Origin of the sequence: Clostridium yunnanense (assembly GCF_016595795.1) — a bacterium.
Classification (GTDB): domain Bacteria; phylum Bacillota; class Clostridia; order Clostridiales; family Clostridiaceae; genus Clostridium_AR; species Clostridium_AR yunnanense.
The window spans coordinates 199,801-218,918 of record NZ_JAENHN010000053.1; the positions used below are offsets into that span (position 1 = coordinate 199,801).

12 protein-coding genes are annotated in these 19,118 nt (G+C 32.0%); 3 read left to right on the plus strand and 9 right to left on the minus strand.

Features of this window, described 5'->3' with window-relative positions:
- Nucleotides 1-78: 78 nt before the first annotated feature.
- From JHL18_RS20495 to JHL18_RS20515, 5 genes are all read right to left on the minus strand, one after another.
- Nucleotides 79-1,638: a 2-isopropylmalate synthase gene (locus JHL18_RS20495; protein WP_200272691.1), complete on the minus strand. Its 1,560-nt coding sequence runs from the start codon at nt 1,636-1,638 to the stop codon at nt 79-81.
- 116 nt (nt 1,639-1,754) lie between these two features.
- Nucleotides 1,755-2,927, minus strand: coding sequence for an NAD(P)-dependent malic enzyme (locus JHL18_RS20500; protein ID WP_200272692.1), 1,173 nt, complete (start codon nt 2,925-2,927; stop codon nt 1,755-1,757).
- A gap of 145 nt (nt 2,928-3,072) precedes the next feature.
- Nucleotides 3,073-3,744, minus strand: coding sequence for an MgtC/SapB family protein (locus tag JHL18_RS20505; RefSeq protein ID WP_200272693.1), 672 nt, complete (start codon nt 3,742-3,744; stop codon nt 3,073-3,075).
- A 184-nt stretch (nt 3,745-3,928) separates the two neighbouring features.
- On the minus strand, nt 3,929-6,085 hold the full coding sequence (locus JHL18_RS20510; protein WP_200272694.1) for a YhgE/Pip domain-containing protein: 2,157 nt from the start codon (nt 6,083-6,085) through the stop codon (nt 3,929-3,931).
- An 18-nt stretch (nt 6,086-6,103) separates the two neighbouring features.
- A complete protein-coding gene (locus JHL18_RS20515) occupies nt 6,104-8,263 on the minus strand; it encodes a YhgE/Pip domain-containing protein (protein WP_200272695.1) in 2,160 nt (719 codons plus the stop codon).
- 207 nt (nt 8,264-8,470) lie between these two features.
- Between JHL18_RS20515 and JHL18_RS20520 the strand changes: the two genes are divergently transcribed.
- Nucleotides 8,471-9,370 (plus strand): DMT family transporter, encoded by a 900-nt coding sequence (locus JHL18_RS20520; protein WP_200272696.1) that lies wholly within the window; start codon nt 8,471-8,473, stop codon nt 9,368-9,370.
- 252 nt (nt 9,371-9,622) lie between these two features.
- Here JHL18_RS20520 and JHL18_RS20525 read toward each other — a convergent pair whose 3' ends face one another.
- Complete coding sequence (locus tag JHL18_RS20525) at nt 9,623-11,269, minus strand: SulP family inorganic anion transporter (protein ID WP_243278036.1); 1,647 nt, start codon at nt 11,267-11,269, stop codon at nt 9,623-9,625.
- A gap of 346 nt (nt 11,270-11,615) precedes the next feature.
- Here JHL18_RS20525 and JHL18_RS20530 point away from each other — a divergent pair, with 346 nt between their 5' ends.
- Complete coding sequence (locus JHL18_RS20530) at nt 11,616-12,236, plus strand: VanZ family protein (RefSeq protein ID WP_200272697.1); 621 nt, start codon at nt 11,616-11,618, stop codon at nt 12,234-12,236.
- 140 nt (nt 12,237-12,376) lie between these two features.
- Here JHL18_RS20530 and JHL18_RS20535 read toward each other — a convergent pair whose 3' ends face one another.
- Both JHL18_RS20535 and JHL18_RS20540 read right to left on the minus strand, forming a co-directional pair.
- Nucleotides 12,377-13,075, minus strand: coding sequence for a DUF2161 family putative PD-(D/E)XK-type phosphodiesterase (locus tag JHL18_RS20535; protein WP_200272699.1), 699 nt, complete (start codon nt 13,073-13,075; stop codon nt 12,377-12,379).
- Nucleotides 13,076-13,303: 228 nt separating this feature from the next.
- Nucleotides 13,304-14,998 (minus strand): methyl-accepting chemotaxis protein, encoded by a 1,695-nt coding sequence (locus tag JHL18_RS20540; RefSeq protein ID WP_200272701.1) that lies wholly within the window; start codon nt 14,996-14,998, stop codon nt 13,304-13,306.
- A gap of 263 nt (nt 14,999-15,261) precedes the next feature.
- Between JHL18_RS20540 and JHL18_RS20545 the strand changes: the two genes are divergently transcribed.
- Complete coding sequence (locus JHL18_RS20545) at nt 15,262-17,013, plus strand: methyl-accepting chemotaxis protein (protein WP_200272703.1); 1,752 nt, start codon at nt 15,262-15,264, stop codon at nt 17,011-17,013.
- A 59-nt stretch (nt 17,014-17,072) separates the two neighbouring features.
- On the opposite strand, the gene JHL18_RS20550 is transcribed toward JHL18_RS20545, so the two are convergent.
- Entirely contained in the window at nt 17,073-19,097 is a 2,025-nt protein-coding gene (locus tag JHL18_RS20550) for a glycosyl hydrolase family 18 protein (protein WP_200272704.1), read from the minus strand.
- Between the last annotated feature and the right edge of the window lie 21 nt (nt 19,098-19,118).

The following is a 19,118-nucleotide window of genomic DNA, read 5'->3' on the forward strand; positions in this document are numbered from 1 at the left end:
TTATTATAGTTATATTTAAGAATATTGTTGAAATTAATTGGTTATACAGGAGACGCTCTATGAGCTAGCTATTAGAATTTAATTAGTTTTTGTTTTATCCATAAGTATATTGTTTAAAGCATTAATAAAGGCCATAGCACTAGCCTTTATTATATCAGTATCAATAGCTCTAGATATATAATTCTTTTTGTTATGGCTTAAGTTAATTGTTACTTTTCCTAAAGCCTCTTTACCTCTAGATATACTGCTTATCTTGTATTCTCTTAAATCAACGTCTAATTCAGTCACTTCTTTTATAGCTGTGTATAAGGCATCTACAGCACCGTTCCCTATACTACTTTTTTTATATATCTTGTCACCTCTCTTAAGCTTAACACTTGCAGAAGGAAAGATACTATTACTTATAACCTGTAAATCTAATAGTTCATAAAGATTTTTTCGTTTTTCAATTATTTCATCACCTAAATAGGTGTTATCTTCAACTATATCTTCTATAAGAAAGTAAATATCATAGTCATATACCTCTTTTTTTAGTTCCACAATTTCTTGGAACTTATCAAATATATGATTAAACTCTTCATCAGTAAACCTTTCAAATCCCATCTTAATTAGTGCATCCTTAAGCTCACTTCTACCTGAGTGCATTGTTAAGATTATATCAGAATCCTCTCTACCTATATCTTCTGGATGAATTATTTCATATACGTCTCGACTCTTAATTGCTCCAGCTTTATGAATTCCAGAAGAATGTTTAAAAGCGTTTGCTCCTACAATCGCCTTATTTGAGGCTACATCTAATCCCATTATATAACTAACTAAACTTGAAGTTTTCTTCAACTCTGTAGTTATTAAATTAGTATATGATTTATAATACTCTTCACGAACTTTAAGTGTCATCGCAACTTCTTCTAAAGCTGCATTACCAGCCCTCTCACCTACGCCATTTATGGTTCCTTCAATTTTATCAGCACCATTCTTTATAGCTGCAAGTGTATTAGCCGTTGCCAGCCCCATATCATTATGACAATGTACACTAAGTAGTGCTTTATCATTTAAGTTCTTCAAACGATAATTTATTTTATTAACTAGATCCCCAAACTCTTCAGGTACTCCAAATCCAACTGTATCTGCTATATTGACTATTGTTGCACCTGCATTTACAGCATTTTCAATACTTTTCCAAAGATACTCAAAGTCTGCTCTTATTGAATCCTCAAAGGAAAACTGAATATCATCACAAAATCTTTTAGCATATTTTATAGCTTCTTCACTTTGGAGTAATATCTGTTCTCTAGTCTTTCTAAGCTTCTTATCAATATGTATATCTGATACCCCAAGTGATATATGAATTAGTGGATTGTCAGCAAACTTCAAGCATTTATATGCTAAATCAATATCATCCTTTACAGCCCTAGCTATTGCAGATATTGAAGTATAACTTCCAAGCTTTTTAGCTATAGTTTCTACAGTTTTAAAATCTTGTTTTGAGCTAGCCGGAAAGCCTGCATCAATTATATCTACATTTAAGTTTTTTAATTGGTCTGCAATTTTTAACTTTTCATATAAGTTAAGCTTTACACCTTGAACCTGCTCTCCATCTCTTAACGTTGTATCTAATACCAAAATTCTTTTTCCCATATATCTAACCCCCAATATATGCTTTTTCAATTCATAAATATGGTTTTTTCACAGTAAAAAATATGTCTATCTTAAGCTAGACATATTTTTAATTTTATTATTGATTTTATATTATGTTAAACTCTAGCAACTCCTGTTTCTCTCGCTGCTTTTGCAACTGCATCTGCAACTACCTTAGCTATCTCTTTATCTAAGGCACTTGGAATCACGTTATCAGGTGTCAATTCTTCATCTTTTACAAAGTTCGCTATAGCATATGCTGCTGCAATCTTCATCTCTTCATTTATTTCCTTAGCTCTTACATCTAATGCTCCTCTAAATATTCCTGGGAAAGCTAAGACATTATTAATTTGATTTGGAAAATCAGATCTTCCTGTTCCGATAACTTTTACTCCTGCTTCTTTTGCTTCATCTGGCATTATTTCTGGTACTGGATTTGCCATTGCAAAAACTATAGAGTCTTTATTCATTTTTTTAATCATATCTGCCTTTAATATTCCTGGTGCAGATACCCCTATAAATACATCAGCTCCTACTAAAGCATCAGCTAGACTTCCTTGTATTTTATCAGGATTTGATATCTTAGCTAAAGCTTTCTTTGCATAATCTACATTCTCAATTCCGTCATATAAAATTCCTACCTTATCACATGCAATAAGGTTTTTAACTCCAAGTGATAATAACAATTTAGCTATAGCAGTACCAGCAGCTCCAGCTCCATTTACTACCACCTTTATATCTTTTATATTCTTTCCAACTATTTTTAATGCATTAATTACACCAGAAAGAACAACTACAGCAGTTCCATGTTGGTCATCATGAAATACTGGAATGTCTAACTCTTTTTTTAATCTTTCTTCTATCTCAAAGCATCTTGGTGCAGATATATCTTCTAAGTTAATGCCACCAAACCCTGGAGCAATTAGCTTTACTGCTTTTACAATATCATCCGGATCTTTAGATGCTAAAGCAATTGGAAATGCATCTACACCTGCAAATTCCTTGAACAATATAGCTTTTCCTTCCATAACAGGTAGTCCAGCTTCAGGACCTATATCTCCAAGTCCTAATACTGCTGTTCCATCAGTTACAACAGCTACTAAATTGCCTTTTGCTGTATATTTATATACATCATCTCTATTTTCATGTATTTTCTTACATGGTTCGGCAACTCCTGGAGTATATGCAAGACTTAAATCATCTCTTGTTTCTACTTTCAACTTAGAGATAACTTCTATTTTCCCTTTATGTGCTTCATGTACCTTAAGACTTTCTTCAAAATAATTCATAATTTATCTCCTCCCATAAGTTAGTACTTGTTTTTAAATACAAATACTAACTTTATCGCTTTTTGATTTAAATCTTTTGTATTTATAAAATTAAGTTTTCATAATGGAAACATATATTAATACACTATATCCGTATGGATGAAAGTTAAACTTCTACAGACCTTACATTTTTATCACTTTCAATTATATCTACAATATCAATAGGTGTAATAGATGGATTTACTTTCAAAATCATCTTTAAATCTATAAGTTCATCTTCATGTCTTTTGATAATCTTTATTTTTAGAATGGTAATCCCATTACTTTTTAGTCTCTCATTTATGTCCTTAACCACTTTTTCTTGATTTGTCGCCGTAATATTTACCGGCACAGCCTTTGGTGATGATAACCATTTATAGTCTGCATGTAAAACAGTTTGCCCTATAATAATTATTATGGTGGCCGCGAACCCAACAGAGTATATTCCAGCACCAACAGCCATTCCTATACCTGCTGTTACCCAAATTCCAGCTGCAGTTGTAAGACCTCTAATAGTATTTTTTTGCATAAAAATAGCTCCTGCTCCTAGGAAACCAACACCACTAACAATCTGAGCTGCTATTCTTGTGGGGTCTATTGGGACTTTTAGAAACGCTTCTGAATCCTGAAATCCATACTTTGAGATTATCATCATCAAAGCAGCTCCTAAGGCCACAATAAAATGAGTTCTAATACCTGCTTCCTTCATTCTGCTTTTTCGTTCCCAGCCTACTAGTATCCCACAAAAAGAAGCTATTAGAAGTCTAGATAAATGTTCAAGTATTACCTTATAATCCATTATACCACCTTTGTATGTAATTAATTTATATTTTTACATTTCTTCTTATTTTTTTCTATACACATTGACATGTCAGCTTTTGCTATGCTTGCTACAACAGCTTTTACTCATAATATGCTTTCCAAAATAGATCTATAAACCCCACCAAGAAGATAAATTATGATAAAAAATGTACTCTTTGATATTAGATTCCAGCTTCTTTAAATTTATGTTCCATGAATTCAGTTAATTTATGAAATGGTTTCTTAAGCACTGAAAGCATAATAAAAATTAAAGCAAACATAGATAGTGAAATTAAGTTTTTATAAACAGTATTCCATATTGGACCTGCTATAGCCTCTCTAAATCCATTTATTGCATAGGTAAAAGGCCATAAAGGCTGCAATATACCGAATATCTTGGGATTTGTTTGTATTGGATATATACCACCTGCTCCCGCAATTTGAAATACCATTATTATAACTGCTATCGCTTTTCCTACGTTACCGAATATTGAGACTAGAGTAAAAATTATAATTGTAAAAGTTATCGCAGATGCTAATGCAAATATAATCATAAGTCTCATATCTGCTGCTTTTACCCCTAAAATGTATTTATCCCCTAAAGTAACTATTACAGCTTGAATCATAGATATTATGAGGAATAACAACATTTTCCCAAAATGCCTTTGCATAAAATTTAATCTTTCTCCATCTTCAAAGTCTCTTGCCTCCACAGTGAGTAAAGATGATAATAATAATGCTCCAACCCATATAGCTAATACTGTATAAAATGGAGTGAGTCCAACACCAAATATTCCAGCATCATATACATCTGTCTCATTTACATTTATAGGAGAAGAAATAAAACCAGCTATCTCATCAGGATTCATTTTCATAAGCTTAATTATTTGATCTATGTTATCATTGCTTAAATCTTTCATTTTATCACTTAATTTGCTTAATTCTACTTGTAATTCAGAGAGTTTGTTGCTTAAATCGTTAGCTTGTTGTACTGATGCTTTACTACTTGCTATACCAAAGTTGGCAAGTGCATCTAGCTGAGGAACTATGACTTTGGTAGACTCCAATATTGAATTCATGTTATCCAAACTTGCTGTCATACTATCTGCAATGCCATTTAAAAGAGAAATTCCATTTGAATAAAAACCATTGGATACACTAACTACTTGATTAGACAAATCGTTACTTATTTTAGTGAGGTTATCTAAAGATGTATTTATGTTTTCTTTAGACGCACTACTATTTATTGATGTTTTTAAACTATCTAGATTATTTTTCTCTACACCAATTACAACCTTTAAAGCTTTCAAGGAGTTTATAATTGCAGTAATCTGACTGTTTGGATGACTTTCATTTACTGCCTCCAAACTTTTAATATCAGCATCTACTAGTTTATCTGCACCATCCATTATGCTAGCCATATCTCCTATTACTCTAATGATATTATCTGTACTTGTTCCATTATTTATATCTTTTAATTTCTTTAGAAGATTTTGATTTTGATTGTTTATACTTTGAATCTTTCCTATGTCATTGTTTAAAGTTGAAGCCAGTGAACTTATGCTTTGCTTAGTAGCTATAGTAAGCTCTTTACTGGCCTCAGTAGCTTTTTGTAAACTGTTTATTTGCTCTGTTATCCTTGGTAATTTTGTTTTTACATCACCTAAATATTTTTGAAGCTGTTCAGAGTTAGAATTTGCTTCTGCTATGTATTTCTTTATTGCATCTATATCACCATTTGCTTCTGTCATTGTATTCTTAATTTGGATTATTTGTGCTTTATTTATATTAAACTCTTCACCTACAGAATTTATAGTTTTAAGCGCTTCTTTATTTACAGTATCTACAAAATTGCTTTTAATATTTTTTGCCACTTGCTCCTTAGCTGCATTTGTAATTTTTGCTGCTATTGCATTTAACTTTTGGTTAACTCTATATATTATATCTGGCTTCTTTGGAGTAACTGTAGTAAGGCTAACAAGTCCCTTTGAGAAGTCTGAAGGAATTTCTATTAAAGCATAATATTTGCCTTCATTTAATCCATAGTTGCCTTGCCACTGATCTACAAATACCCAGCCAATTGATTTGTTTTTCTTTAATTCAGCAACAACTTGCTCACCAGCATTTATATTTTTACCATTAAAGGTTGTTCCTTCATCACTGTTTACTATAGCCACTGGGAGATTTCCTGTATTTGCATAAGGGTCCCAGCAAGCCTTTATATTTATCCAAGCGTAAAGAGATGGCAAAATACATAATCCTATTACAATAACTAAAGCAGCAGGATTTTTAAATATACTTTTCAAATCCCTAATAAATACTTTAAAAACTTTCCTCATAATTCTCTCCTTAAATTCTTACTCACCAATGCCAGACTCTTCAAATTTCATCTCAAACTTATGAATTTTATTGTGCAAAGGTTCTTTGAAAAAGAATCCTATCAAAATAAATACTATTGCTATAATTATTAATACAGTAAAGTCTAGTACCACACTACTTATTAGTGGGCCAGCTATTGCCTCTCTAAAACCTCCTACACTATAAGTAAAAGGAAATAGAGGTTGAAGTATTCTAAAAATCAAAGGATCTACCTGAATCGGATATGTTCCTCCACTACCAGCTAATTGAATTATCATAAATACTATCGCTATAGCTTTACCTATATTACCTAATATAGAAACTAAAGTGAAGGTTATTATAGCAAAGGTTATAGATGATACAATTGCAAAAATTATCATTAAAGCTGTGCTAACTGTATACACATTCAGCAATACCTTATCTCCTACTGACACAATAAAAGCCTGTATTGATGCTAAGGTAACAAATGTAAGCATTTTACCAAAATGTTTTTCTCTCAGTGATATGTTTTCACTACCTTCAAAAGCTACTACGGAGGTTTTTAATAAAGATGTTAGTAGTAAGCATCCAACCCATAAAGCTAGAACAGTGTATATAGGTGCCATCGCCGAACCATAGTTAGGTATTGCATTTATTGCTTCTTCTCTTAAATTAATAGGATCAGCTATAAAATCCCCCATAAATTTAGGATTACTTTGCAAGATACTTATTATTTGAACAAGATCATTATTATTTACAAGCTGTAGCTTCTCACTAAGCTTACTTATAGTATCTTTAAATTCAACAAGTCTATAATTCATGTCACCTGATACCTTATTAGCTAGATTGGTTCCATCAATTGCTGTATTCATTAGTTTATCTATTTGACTATTAAGGTTTTGAGCTGACTTTAGTAAATCAGTTGCATCATTTGTAGATGTTATTAGATTATTAGAAATAGCATTTAACGAAGTTCTAGCACTTGTATTGTACTGTTTAGATGCGTTAATAATTTCAATATTTATATCAGCTATTCCGTTATTTATAGAATCAAACATATTTTTATTAATTTTATTTGCTTCATTTAACTGTGTTCTTGCACTTTCTAATCTACTTTTTTCATCATTTAATGAAGTTTGAATATTTTTTAAGGATGCAATCATTTTAGTAACTTCACCACTCGGACTTGCTTCATTTACCTTTTGAAGAAAATCTACAGTAGAACTAATTCCATTGCTTATATTACCTACTTCCATAGTGACCTTACCAATAATTGAATTAGCTTCAGCACTTGTAGTATCAGAGGCTACAGCATTCATATCTTTCATCGAAGCTTGAATCCTATAAACTGAAGCCTGTGAATTATTCAGAGTCATATTAATAGAATCAAAAGAACTATTCATTGAGTTTTGAGTAGATTTAATTAAATTTTTATTATTTTCGTTGCTTTCTATCACAGAATCGAGCCCACTGCTTATTGACGGCATCGTTGATTTTATTTCAGTTAAAAACTTACTTAAATCTCCCGATCTAGTATTAATGTTTTGTAGGGTACTGAGAATTAGCTCCATATTTTTATTCATGTTGATTATATTATCTTTTAATTTTATAATGTCTTGCTTATTTTTCTCAGCATTTTGTCCTACATCATTTAATGATGAAAATATAGTTTCATTAACAGTCTCTACGAAGTTTGTAGTAATCTCCTCTGTCAATGTATTTTTAGCTACCCCCGTAATCTTTGTAGCTACAGGGTTTGCCTTTGTATCTACTTTATAGTTTATTTCAGGCTTTTTAGGTTTATCTGATAAAACACTTATAAAGCTTGAAGAAAAATCTTCTGGTATCTCAATTACAGCATAATATGTTCCGTCAACCACCCCTAGACTTGCAGCTTTAGAATTTACAAATGTCCATCCAATCTTTTTGTTACCCTCTAGCTTTTTAACTACCTCTTCACCTATATTAATTTCTTTTCCTTTATATATTATTTTTCTATCATTATTTACCACAGCCACCGGTATAGTACTTGTGTTTTCATAGGGATCCCAGCAGGCTTTTATATTCACCCATGCATATAGAGACGGAATAACACATAATCCTCCAACGATTAATAACGCAATAGGATTTTTTGCTATACTTTTCATATCTCTTTTAAATACTTTTAAAATATTCTTCATTGTATAACCCCTTTTTATTGCATATAAATGTATTACTTCATAAATCAGCCTATATTTGACACAGCTACTCTATTAAAATATAATGAATTCTTGTGATTATTAGTTGCTTAAAAGTATGATTTTAATCATGCAATAATACATTTATAGAGTTTGCAAATATACATTAATATATTTATATATATTTTGACTTTAAGGAGATTATATTTAATGGACAAGAAAAATACTTTATTACCTTATATCTCAGTATCAATTAGTTCCATAATTTTTGGTCTTAGTTTCTTATTTTCAAAACAAGCCCTTACTGTAGCAAGCCCTTTTATGCTTGTATCATTTCGTTTTTTACTTGCCTTTTTGGTTATGACTGTATTAATAATCTTTAGAATATTAAAAGTAGATTATAGAAATAAACCTCTAGGCGGGTTGCTTATCCTAGGACTCGCAGAGCCAGTAGTATACTTTATATTTGAAACTTTCGGTGTTAAAAATGCTTCTTCATCGGTTTCTGGACTTATGCTCTCTTTAATTCCAATAGCAGTAACCTTATTGGGTGTTTATATATTAAATGAAGTCCCTTCTGTAACAAGAGTTGTTTTTATAATAATTTCTGTACTTGGGGTTGCATTAATCGGGATTATGAGCAGTACTGGTGGACAAGAAACTTCTCCTCTAGGTATATTATTATTGCTTGGAGCAGTTACTTCAGCTGGCTTTTACACAATAATATCAAGGAAAGTGTCCAAGTATTATACTCCAGTTGAAATCACATATTTTATGATGTTTTTTGCAGCACTTTGTTTTACTATAATGAACTTGATAGATGTATCTATCAACGGAGATATCCACCACTATTTTGACCCTCTAAAAAACAAAACCTTTATAATTTCTATTTTATATTTAGGAATAATATCTTCCGTAATCGCGTACTTTTTAACCAATTTTACTCTTTCAAAGATTCAAGCTTCAAAAATGTCTGTTTTCTCCAATGTGTCAACAATAGTTTCAATAGTTGCTGGTGTTTTAATTTTGAAAGAAAGCTTTCATATATATCATTTTATTGGATCTATACTTATACTCACTGGAGTTTGGGGAACAAATAAATTTAAGTAAATTAAAGTAGCAAACTTTTATACTTGAATGAGTTTGACTTATGTAGCCCACATCAATTTCAACAATATTATCTATGGATTTATCAAACTAAAAGGTGGTCTAAAAGTAAAATAATAATTTACTTCTAGACCACCTTTTAATTTCATCCTTAGGAGGCTGTGAAAAAAGCTATTCTATAGGTTTCGCTACACCGCGCTTGGCATTCCACGAGCGGCCCACGAAAAAGAATAGCTATATTTTTCACATCCTCCTTTAGCTTACCTTTTCATTTTCTTCAAACATAGATTGTTCTATGCTTTCACATATATTTTCTTGGCCGATAATATCTATAAAGCCATATTTTCTGAGCATTTTCATCGGCTGTTCCTGTACCTCTATAATCTTAAGCTTTGTATCACTCTTTTTACATATATCAATGAGCATTTCGAAAGAGTGATATGCAGTAGAATCCATGTATGGAACTTTACTCATCTTTATTATCAAGGTTTTAGGCGGAGCTCCCATTTCTTTTATGGCACTTACAAACTTATTTGCAGCTCCAAAGAAAAATGGCCCTGTAATTTCAAACACCGCAATACCTTCTTCTAAACTCTCCTGGTCATTTATAAAGCTTTCTTCATATTCACTTGCATCATCATCTAATATGTACTTAACTTCTGTTACTTCAGCCATCTTTTTCATGAATAATAGCGAAGCTAGAACCACACCTACACCAATAGCTACAACTAAATCTAGTACAATTGTTAATATAAACGTAACAATGAAAACTAAATAATCGCTTTTTGGTGCTTTAAATATATCCTTAAAAGCAGACCATTCTCCCATGTTGTAAGAAACCATAACTAAAACCGCAGCTAAAGCTGACATTGGAACTAACTTTACATATGGCATGCATACTAATAGTATGACAAGTAATCCAAGTGAATGAACCATTCCTGCAACAGGAGTTCTCCCACCATTTTTAACATTAGCGGCAGTTCTTGCTATTGCTCCAGTGACAGGAATACCACCAAAGGCTGCTGAAAAAATGTTCGCAGTTCCCTGAGCAATTAACTCCATATTTGATCGATGCTTTCCACCAATCATTCCATCTGCTACTACTGCAGAAAGTAGGGATTCTACACCCCCAAGAATAGCTATTGTCAAAGATGGCATCAAAAGCTCATTTATCATATTCATATTTATTCTTGGCATTGAGAAACTTGGCAAAGCAGAAGATATATGTCCAAACTGTTTTCCTATTGTGTTAATTGGAAGATTGAATACAACAGTAATGATAGTTACTATTATTATAGCAACAAAAGTTCCTGGTATCTTTTTATTTATTTTGGGCCACCCAATTATAATGGCAAGTGTAAGCAAGGCTATAAGAGCACTTGATATATTGATAGTTCCTATATTTTTGATGTACGCTTCCCATTTCCCTATAAATTCTGAAGGTACTGATTGTATCTTGAGTCCAAGCAGATCCTTAATTTGAGTTGAAAAAATTGTTATGGCTATTCCACTTGTAAATCCGGTTGTAATTGAAGATGGTATAAACTTAATAAAACTACCTAGCTTTAATGCACCGATTATAATTAAGAAAATCCCCGCCATTATAGTAGAAACTATAAGACCATCTAATCCATATTTTTGTATGATTCCATAGACTATAACTACAAACGCACCTGTAGGTCCACCTATTTGAACCCTGCTTCCCCCAAGCAGTGATACTATAAATCCACCAATTATCGCTGTGTATAGCCCCTTTTCAGGCGATACTCCTGAGGCAATAGCTAACGCAATAGATAAAGGAAGTGCAATTATAGCAACTATAATCCCCGATATAAAATCTTTTGTAAATTGTTCCTTTGTATATCCTTTCATGCAGGTTACAGACTTCGGAACTAATAACATTTTTATCCCCCCGATATTTTAATTAATTGATGTACATTGTTTAGCCGTAGAAATTATAACACATAAATCCAAATTTAAAGTAAATGTTCTAATTTTTCAAATTGTTTATACATTGAATAACTTCCTACAATCTTTAACTGATTAAGGGATATATTATTCACTTTTCAATTGTTCTAGTTTAACTTTACTATTTCAGTTCATACCACAATAAGTTTTATATTTAATAAATACACAAATCCTCCAATTAATGGTATAATATTTTGTACTTGCACTATCTAATTTTAGCTTTACAGTTAATTTTTCGTTTCAACAAAATTAATTTCGAAGGAAGTATAGAAATATGGTCATGGGATATGTATTAAAAGGGACATTGCTTTTTATAACTATAATACCTATTTACTTATTTGTACTTTGTATTAGGATCTTCTTAAGTAAAAGAAGTGGTAAAGAGATATCTTTTAAAAAAGAACTTCTAAGATTTATTTTCACTTTTTATGCTTTAGCTGTTGTTGGGGTAACACTCTTACCTATAACAATATATGTTTATGGATCACCACCTACATATGATAATTATATATCCGTAAATTACGTTCCATTTACCGATATAGCCAGGGAGATTTCTCAGATGGGACAACACAATTTTTCAGTAGCATTTCAGATTAAACTTATGATTAGAAATGTTGGTGGAAACTTTATTCTGTTAATGCCTATGGGGATGCTGCTACCTTTACTTACAAGTAAAGTAGATTCCATTAAGAAGAGTTTTATATTAGGTTTAATGGTTTCTTTATGTATAGAAATACTGCAATTTTTAGAAAACTATTCAGGACTAACCTTCGGCAGAATTGTGGATATAGATGATTTGATTTTAAACTCATTAGGAGCTGCAGTAGGTTATTGTATCTATATTTTTGTAAGTCTAGTTATTTCAAAATATAAAAACAGTAATAAGGTTCTACAAAATTAAAACTTATAAATTAAAATAAATAAAACCATGTATATAAAAGGTGTTATTCTCCTATTTATACATGGTTTTATTTATAAGATGTATTCTTCAACTATTAAATTATTCATGCTCCAACTATAAAATATTGGGACGACATCAAACTAACCTGTTAATAAAGCTCTTTTCTTAAGCTCCTCTACTCCCGCTTCACTTAATTCATACATTCCCTTATTCAGCTTATTAAACCACCCATAATAATTTTTATAAATAATCGAATAGGCTTTTTTGTGATTAAATCCACTCTTAGCAAGATCTGCTGCAGAAGTTTGGCCATTTTCCATCATATACTCTGCTATCTTTATAGACTGCTCTCTATAAGCTGTCATTAGCTTTTTACCTTTGCTGCCTCCAACATTATCTTCAAGAGTTCTTCCTTTAAATTCTTTCACTAACCTATTTCTTTTTTTCTTTCCTGAGTTTATGCTTTTCTTTATATCGAAAGGAGCTGGTTCTATAGCAATCTTTACCTCGTACTTACTATCTTTTTTAGAAACTAATATGAGCCCTAGTTGTAGTCTTTTTATTAAATTGCAGATATCTTTCCATTTCTTACTGAAAAAATTAATTTTAGGCTTTGGAATTGCTACATAAACTAAATCAGCAAATTTTTGCCTATTAGTAGCTTGTACTAATAATTCTATAGTCAAACCTTTTTTAAGCTCTACCACTGCTACTTTATCATCTTTCATAGCAAAAACATCACAATTGCCCACTTCAGCTTTAACATCATATCCAATGCTTGATAGATATTCCCTAACAGGCTTATACAATTCTTCTTCAAGTAAAAAATCCTTTTTCATTGTTTAAATCTCCACTTGCTCATTAGTCTTTCATAATAATTAAATTAACCAAACTCAACCTCTTTATACCAAATACTAAAAATCTAGTTAAGTTTTGCAGTTTATTTAATATATTTTTATAATAATCAATTTCTTAATATTTTACTATAAAAACTTTACAGAAAAATGAACATACCACCTCATATCAAAAGAACTTTTTGATTGAAGTGGTATATATTTTCTTCTTTATTAGATTTTAAATTTACTTATACTTTTTTCTAAACTTTCCGAACTATTCTTCGTATATACTGCTTCTTCAACCAACTTATTTACACTTTCTACCATGACCATCGTCTTTTCTGCTATACTTGTTGAACCCATTGCCCCATCGTTAGCAGCACTAGTTATCTCATTTATTGTTGTCACCATATTACTTATTGACTTTGCCAATTCATCTGAAGTTGCTGAAAAATCTGATACTAGCTTCTCAACAAAAACCGCATCTTCTCTATACTGTTCTCCGGTTTGAACGAATACATTATAATCATTAAAAACAGTAGTATCCATAAACTCAAGCATATTTTTAGAGTCTTCAGTTAAATTGTCCACGGAATCGATGACTAATTTTGTAACACTTTGAATTTCTGTTGCTGCGCTTTGCGAGTTTTCAGCAAGCTTTCTTACTTCCTCTGCTACTACAGAAAATCCTCTTCCAGCCTCCCCTGCGCTTGCAGCCTCAATCGCTGCATTTAATGCTAATAAATTAGTTTGTGAAGCTATTGTAAGAATGGTTTCAGATAGTAATTTTATCTTTTCTATTGATTTTGCCTTTTCAATAGAAATATTCATGTTTTTTTGAGTTTTATCATATATCTCTTGTGCTATTCTTTGCGAATCTACAGCCTTTATCTTAAGCTCTTCGGCTCTTTTCTTTATCTTTTCAGATGCATCTTTACCACTCTTCGCTTTCTCCGAAGTCTCCTCAATTGAAGCTTCAATTCTTTCAGAAGTCTCATTCATCTCTTGAGCTGAAGCGGATGTCTCTTCTAGTCCTGCCGATAATTCTTCAGTTGTTGAAGAAATACTTTCTATGTCAACCTGCAGATTATCTAGTCTTGAATTGATATTTTCGATATTAGATTCTATAGATTTAGTCTCTTCCATAACACTTTGTACTATAGATACAATACCCTCCTGCATTCCTGCTACCGCTTTACCTATCTTCCCTATTTCATCTTTTCTTCCTAATACCTTTTTATCGATTTCGCTACTAAAATCACCAGATGAAAACACTTCAATTTTGTTCTTAAGTATTTCCAAATCATTAGTTATATACTTTGCTATACCGAAGGCAATGAATGCACCTATAACTATCACAGCAATACTAAATCCACCTATGTATATCGCCATAGCTGTCAATTCTTTTTGAACATCTTCTTGAGCTATTCCAACAAACCACATACCTACTACAGTACCATCTTTATCTTTTAAAGGTACATAGTTAGCTTGTACATCAATTCCTTGTATATTTACCTTTCCTTCAAAGGAATTTCCGTCTTTAATAACCTTATCAACAACCGCTTCACTAGCTTTTGTTCCTATACTTCTTTTGCCATCCTTGTCTTTAACATTAGTAGCTACTCTGGTATCTCCCATAAAGATGGTAACATACATTCCTGTTTTTTCTTTAATTTCATCTATAACAGAATAATCTTCGTTAATAACACTATCCCCTTTATAGAGTTTTCCATCTTGTACTTTCCAGTTTCCCTGATACTTCTTATCTAAAATAAGCAATCCCATATTTGAATTAGTATCAAGTTCATTTGATATCTTCATTTTAATTACTTCTGTAACCTTGTAATAAATAATGCCTCCAAGAAGTGAAGAAAATATAAGAAGCGTTATTGATATTATTAATGTAATTCTCCATTTTAGTTTCATTTCTTTACCCCTCTTTCCTATTTCGACGAAAGTTTTGCTGATTAGTTATAATTATACTGTTTTACTTTATTTATCGCCACATTTTTTTATATATTGACTGGATTAAACTTCCTTTTTAACAACAATTTAACCAAGTTTTTATATTAAAGCTTTGTAGGAACAGCACGAAAAATCTTATATGAAGTAACTGAATTTTTGTTCGAATTTCAAGAAATTTATAAACATTTTATTTATTTTAAAATTAAAATTTGGGGTGGGATTATATGTCTAAATTTATCAAAATTAATAACATCAAATTAGGTGGTAAAATGAGTTTAATTTTGCTTATACCAGTAATATCTTTATTTTTTGTTTCTGCTCTTTCATTGATCGATATTGATTCGATTAATAAAAGATTAGTATCAAACTTGTATGATACAGTTCATCAAAGTGAATACTGGCTTCTAAATGCAGATAGAGATTTTTATCAGGCCCTGGATGCTCAAGCAGAATTAGAAGCTCCTGATAAAGATATTGATGTCAATGGTTTGAAAAGTGATTATGCTGGAAATTTAAAGCAGACCCATGAAAGAGTCAAATTAGCAATTGATATACTGAACAAAGATAAAGATAATTTAACAAATTTAACTCATAAAGATTCAAATTTAAACGTCTTTCAGCTTTATGATAATTTTAATAAAGATTTTACTTTGTGGACAAATCTATATAATCTTGAAACCAATACTTTAAAGGATAAGAAGCAGTATTTAGATGCTTTTAATTCAGCTAGAAGTAATATAAACCAAATGGAAGAAATCTTAGATGATTATGGTAAGCAGGTTATTTTAAATAGTGCAAAATCAGTACAAAGTGTAAAAAACATAATTATGACTGTTTCTATATCTACCTTAGTCCTTTCCTTACTTTTAGGTATAGCTTTGATAATCAATATTAATAGAAGGGCAAAAGTTGCTATTTCCTTAATTAACAAAACTGCGGATTTTGATCTTAAGTATGACGATAGTTATACTAAATATTTAGAAGATAAAGATGAATTTGGTCAGATAATTAAAGCTGAAGGAATTTCAAGAAAAGAATTTAGACAAACCTTAACTGATGTTATCGCCTCCACTAACTCTGTAAATATGATGGTAGACAAATCCAATTCAAACATGACAAGTTTAGGTATGGAATTAGAAGATATATCTAAAACCGTTGAGCAATTATCTGCTGGAATGGAAGAAACTTCAGCAGCTACTGAAGAAATGAACGCATCTACTTTAGAGATTGAAAAAGCTGTTGAAAACATTGCTGGCAAATCAGAAGATGGAGTTACTTCTTCAAGAGAAATTAGTAATCGTGCTACTGCATTAAAATCCGAAGCTGTTGAATCGCAGAAAAAATCACAACAGATATTAGTTTCTCTTGATAACAGTTTAAAATCATCTTTAAATGAGGTAAAAGCTGTTGAGCAAATCAATTCACTAACTGAAAGCATATTGGAGATTTCCTCACAAACAAACTTACTTGCTTTAAATGCTGCAATAGAGGCTGCAAGAGCAGGAGAATCAGGTAAAGGTTTTGCTGTAGTAGCTGATGAAATAAGAAAGCTAGCAGAAATTTCAAAACAAAGTGCAATGGAGATACAAAGTGTAACTGCTTCTGTAATAACTGCCGTTAATAAATTGAGAGAAAGCTCTGTAAACGTGCTAGATTATATGGATAAGCAAATAATTCCTGACTATCAAAAGCTTGTTAATACTGGCGATCAATATAACGCAGATTCCTTAACCTTTAATGATTTAGTAACTGATCTAAGCTCTACAACTGAAGAGCTACTGGCATCTATTCAAGATGTTACGCGATCAATCACTGAAGTTAGCAGTGCAACTAATGAAGGGGCAACAGGGATGACCGACATAGCTGAAAAAACCACTAGCATAGTTGAGATGGCAAATGAAGTAATAAATCAATCAAACAAATCTAAAGAAACTGTAGATAATCTAGTTTCAATGATTTCTAAATTTAAGTTGTAAAAAAAATCTCTGTAAAGCTATTATTTAGCTCTACAGAGATTTTTATTATTTTGTCTTTTTTATTGTGCCTGCCAAAGTGCTGGTACATTTGCTGGTTCCCAACCTACTAATGAGGTATGAGCCTGCCTGCAACTATAAGTTACTCCATTGTAGGTAACTAAAGCTCCTACTGCATATGCAGTATTAGGTGCCCATGCAGCAACTCCAGTTGATGCCTGAGTCTTTGCTGACACAGAACTACTCCATGCACTTGCTCCAGCTGAATTTACTGCTCTTACTCTATAGGAATGTGTTGAGCCTGCAGCTAAATTCTTATGAGCATAAGGACTTGTCACATTTGTTACAACAGCTCCATCGACTTCAATATCATAGCTAGTTGCATTTGATACTGTGCTCCAAGATACATTTATCTGTGAAGTACTTGCGGCTGCTGCTGCGAGGCCCGTTGGTACTCCTGGTACTGTAACTGATGTAGCAGTTTTAGCTGATACTGATGTAGTCCATGCACTTGCCCCTACTGAATTTACTGCTCTTACTCTATAAGTATGAGTTGAACCTGTAGCTAAATTCTTGTGTGCGTAAGGACTAGTCACATTAGTAATTACAGCTCCATCAACCTCAATATCATAGCTAGTTGCATTTGATACTGAGCTCCAAGTTACATTTATCTGTGAAGTACTTGCAGCTGTTGCAGTGAGTCCAGATGGTACTGTTGGTACTGTTGGAGTTACAGGTCCACCAATTCCAAGTTTTGTTGCTATAGTGTTAGTAAGTGGTAGTCCACTAGCAAGATCATCAGTTGATATATCCCAAGCGATTACCCCTCCAAACCCATTATTTATAACATAATCACATCTAGCTGCTGCTGATGTAGTATCTTCATAGGTATAAGTTATACCTAAAGAAGAATTATATAGCCATGGAACCTTAGAATAACTATCTCTATATTTAACATATCCTGATGTTTTTTCTAATTGAAGCATTTGACCATAAGAGTTTTGTCCACCTGGATTATTTGGATCATCAAGGTTACCTACAGGTGCTCCACTTGCCTTTGCAAATAGTCCGTTAGTTCCAGTAGTTTTATCAACATTCTTCCAACCTCTTGAGTAGAAAGGTGAACCTACATTAAGCTTATCAGCAGGAACATTGTATTTGCTTACAAAATACTTCATAATATAATCAGTATTATATTTGTTTTTTATATCTACAGGTGATGTAGGTGAAGGATCATTTGGATTTGCGTAGATTGCAGAATGATGATTTGTTGTATTTTCAAAAGCACCATGAATATCATAAGTCATTACATTTATCCAATCTAGATATTGACTATATAAATTTGGCTCTGTTAGATCTACTTTATCATATCCTCCTGGGGCAGCAATAGTTAGAAGTTTTCCAGATAAACCGTTATTGCTGTACGCCTGTTTGATTTCTTTCATTAAAGTTGTAAAGTTTTGCTTATCTTCTGGTCCACCTGGGCAGCCTTTATCATATTGATCTCCAGGAGCAGCTGTTCTATTTACACCTGGATACTCCCAGTCTATATCTATACCATCAATAAAAGGATATTGTTTTAAGAAGGAGACTACACTATTTATAAATGTGGCTCTATTAGCTGCGGTGCTTGCCATTGCATGGAAGTTCTCTCCTCTTGTCCATCCACCAATTGAAATAAGAATTTTCACATTTGGATTAAGTGATTTATAGTATTTATATTCTCCAAAATGTCCCCTTAGGTCTCCAGGATTCCAACCACCTGAATGAGGGAATGTAGCCTGATAATCAGCATACTCATCTGTACTTGCTAGTTTGTAAGTTGAATCCACTGTAAAGAAAGCGTGATTTACTACGGTTACCTTATCCCAAGGAATATTATCAACTGACATACTGTTATGAGCAGCGTTATACATTCCCCAGTTTGGAAAGTATACAACAAATCTCTTACCAGTAGCTGACTGAGCAGCCAAACTAGTATTTGTAGTAGCTGAAGCTGAGGACCTAGTTAAAGTAGGAGCAGCAATGGATAAAACTGATAATGAAACAACAATGGATAGAATCTTTTTTAAAGATATTTTTTTCATATTCTAACTCCTTTCAATTAT

Bases quoted from the DNA above. Each gene is read 5' to 3' on its own strand.
- JHL18_RS20495 (WP_200272691.1), bottom strand. From the start codon at position 1,638: ATGGGAAAAAGAATTTTGGTATTAGATACAACGTTAAGAGATGGAGAG.
- JHL18_RS20500 (WP_200272692.1), bottom strand. From the start codon at position 2,927: ATGAATTATTTTGAAGAAAGTCTTAAGGTACATGAAGCACATAAAGGG.
- JHL18_RS20505 (WP_200272693.1), bottom strand. From the start codon at position 3,744: ATGGATTATAAGGTAATACTTGAACATTTATCTAGACTTCTAATAGCT.
- JHL18_RS20510 (WP_200272694.1), bottom strand. From the start codon at position 6,085: ATGAGGAAAGTTTTTAAAGTATTTATTAGGGATTTGAAAAGTATATTT.
- JHL18_RS20515 (WP_200272695.1), bottom strand. From the start codon at position 8,263: ATGAAGAATATTTTAAAAGTATTTAAAAGAGATATGAAAAGTATAGCA.
- JHL18_RS20520 (WP_200272696.1), top strand. From the start codon at position 8,471: ATGGACAAGAAAAATACTTTATTACCTTATATCTCAGTATCAATTAGT.
- JHL18_RS20525 (WP_243278036.1), bottom strand. From the start codon at position 11,269: ATGTTATTAGTTCCGAAGTCTGTAACCTGCATGAAAGGATATACAAAG.
- JHL18_RS20530 (WP_200272697.1), top strand. From the start codon at position 11,616: ATGGGATATGTATTAAAAGGGACATTGCTTTTTATAACTATAATACCT.
- JHL18_RS20535 (WP_200272699.1), bottom strand. From the start codon at position 13,075: ATGAAAAAGGATTTTTTACTTGAAGAAGAATTGTATAAGCCTGTTAGG.
- JHL18_RS20540 (WP_200272701.1), bottom strand. From the start codon at position 14,998: ATGAAACTAAAATGGAGAATTACATTAATAATATCAATAACGCTTCTT.
- JHL18_RS20545 (WP_200272703.1), top strand. From the start codon at position 15,262: ATGTCTAAATTTATCAAAATTAATAACATCAAATTAGGTGGTAAAATG.
- JHL18_RS20550 (WP_200272704.1), bottom strand. From the start codon at position 19,097: ATGAAAAAAATATCTTTAAAAAAGATTCTATCCATTGTTGTTTCATTA.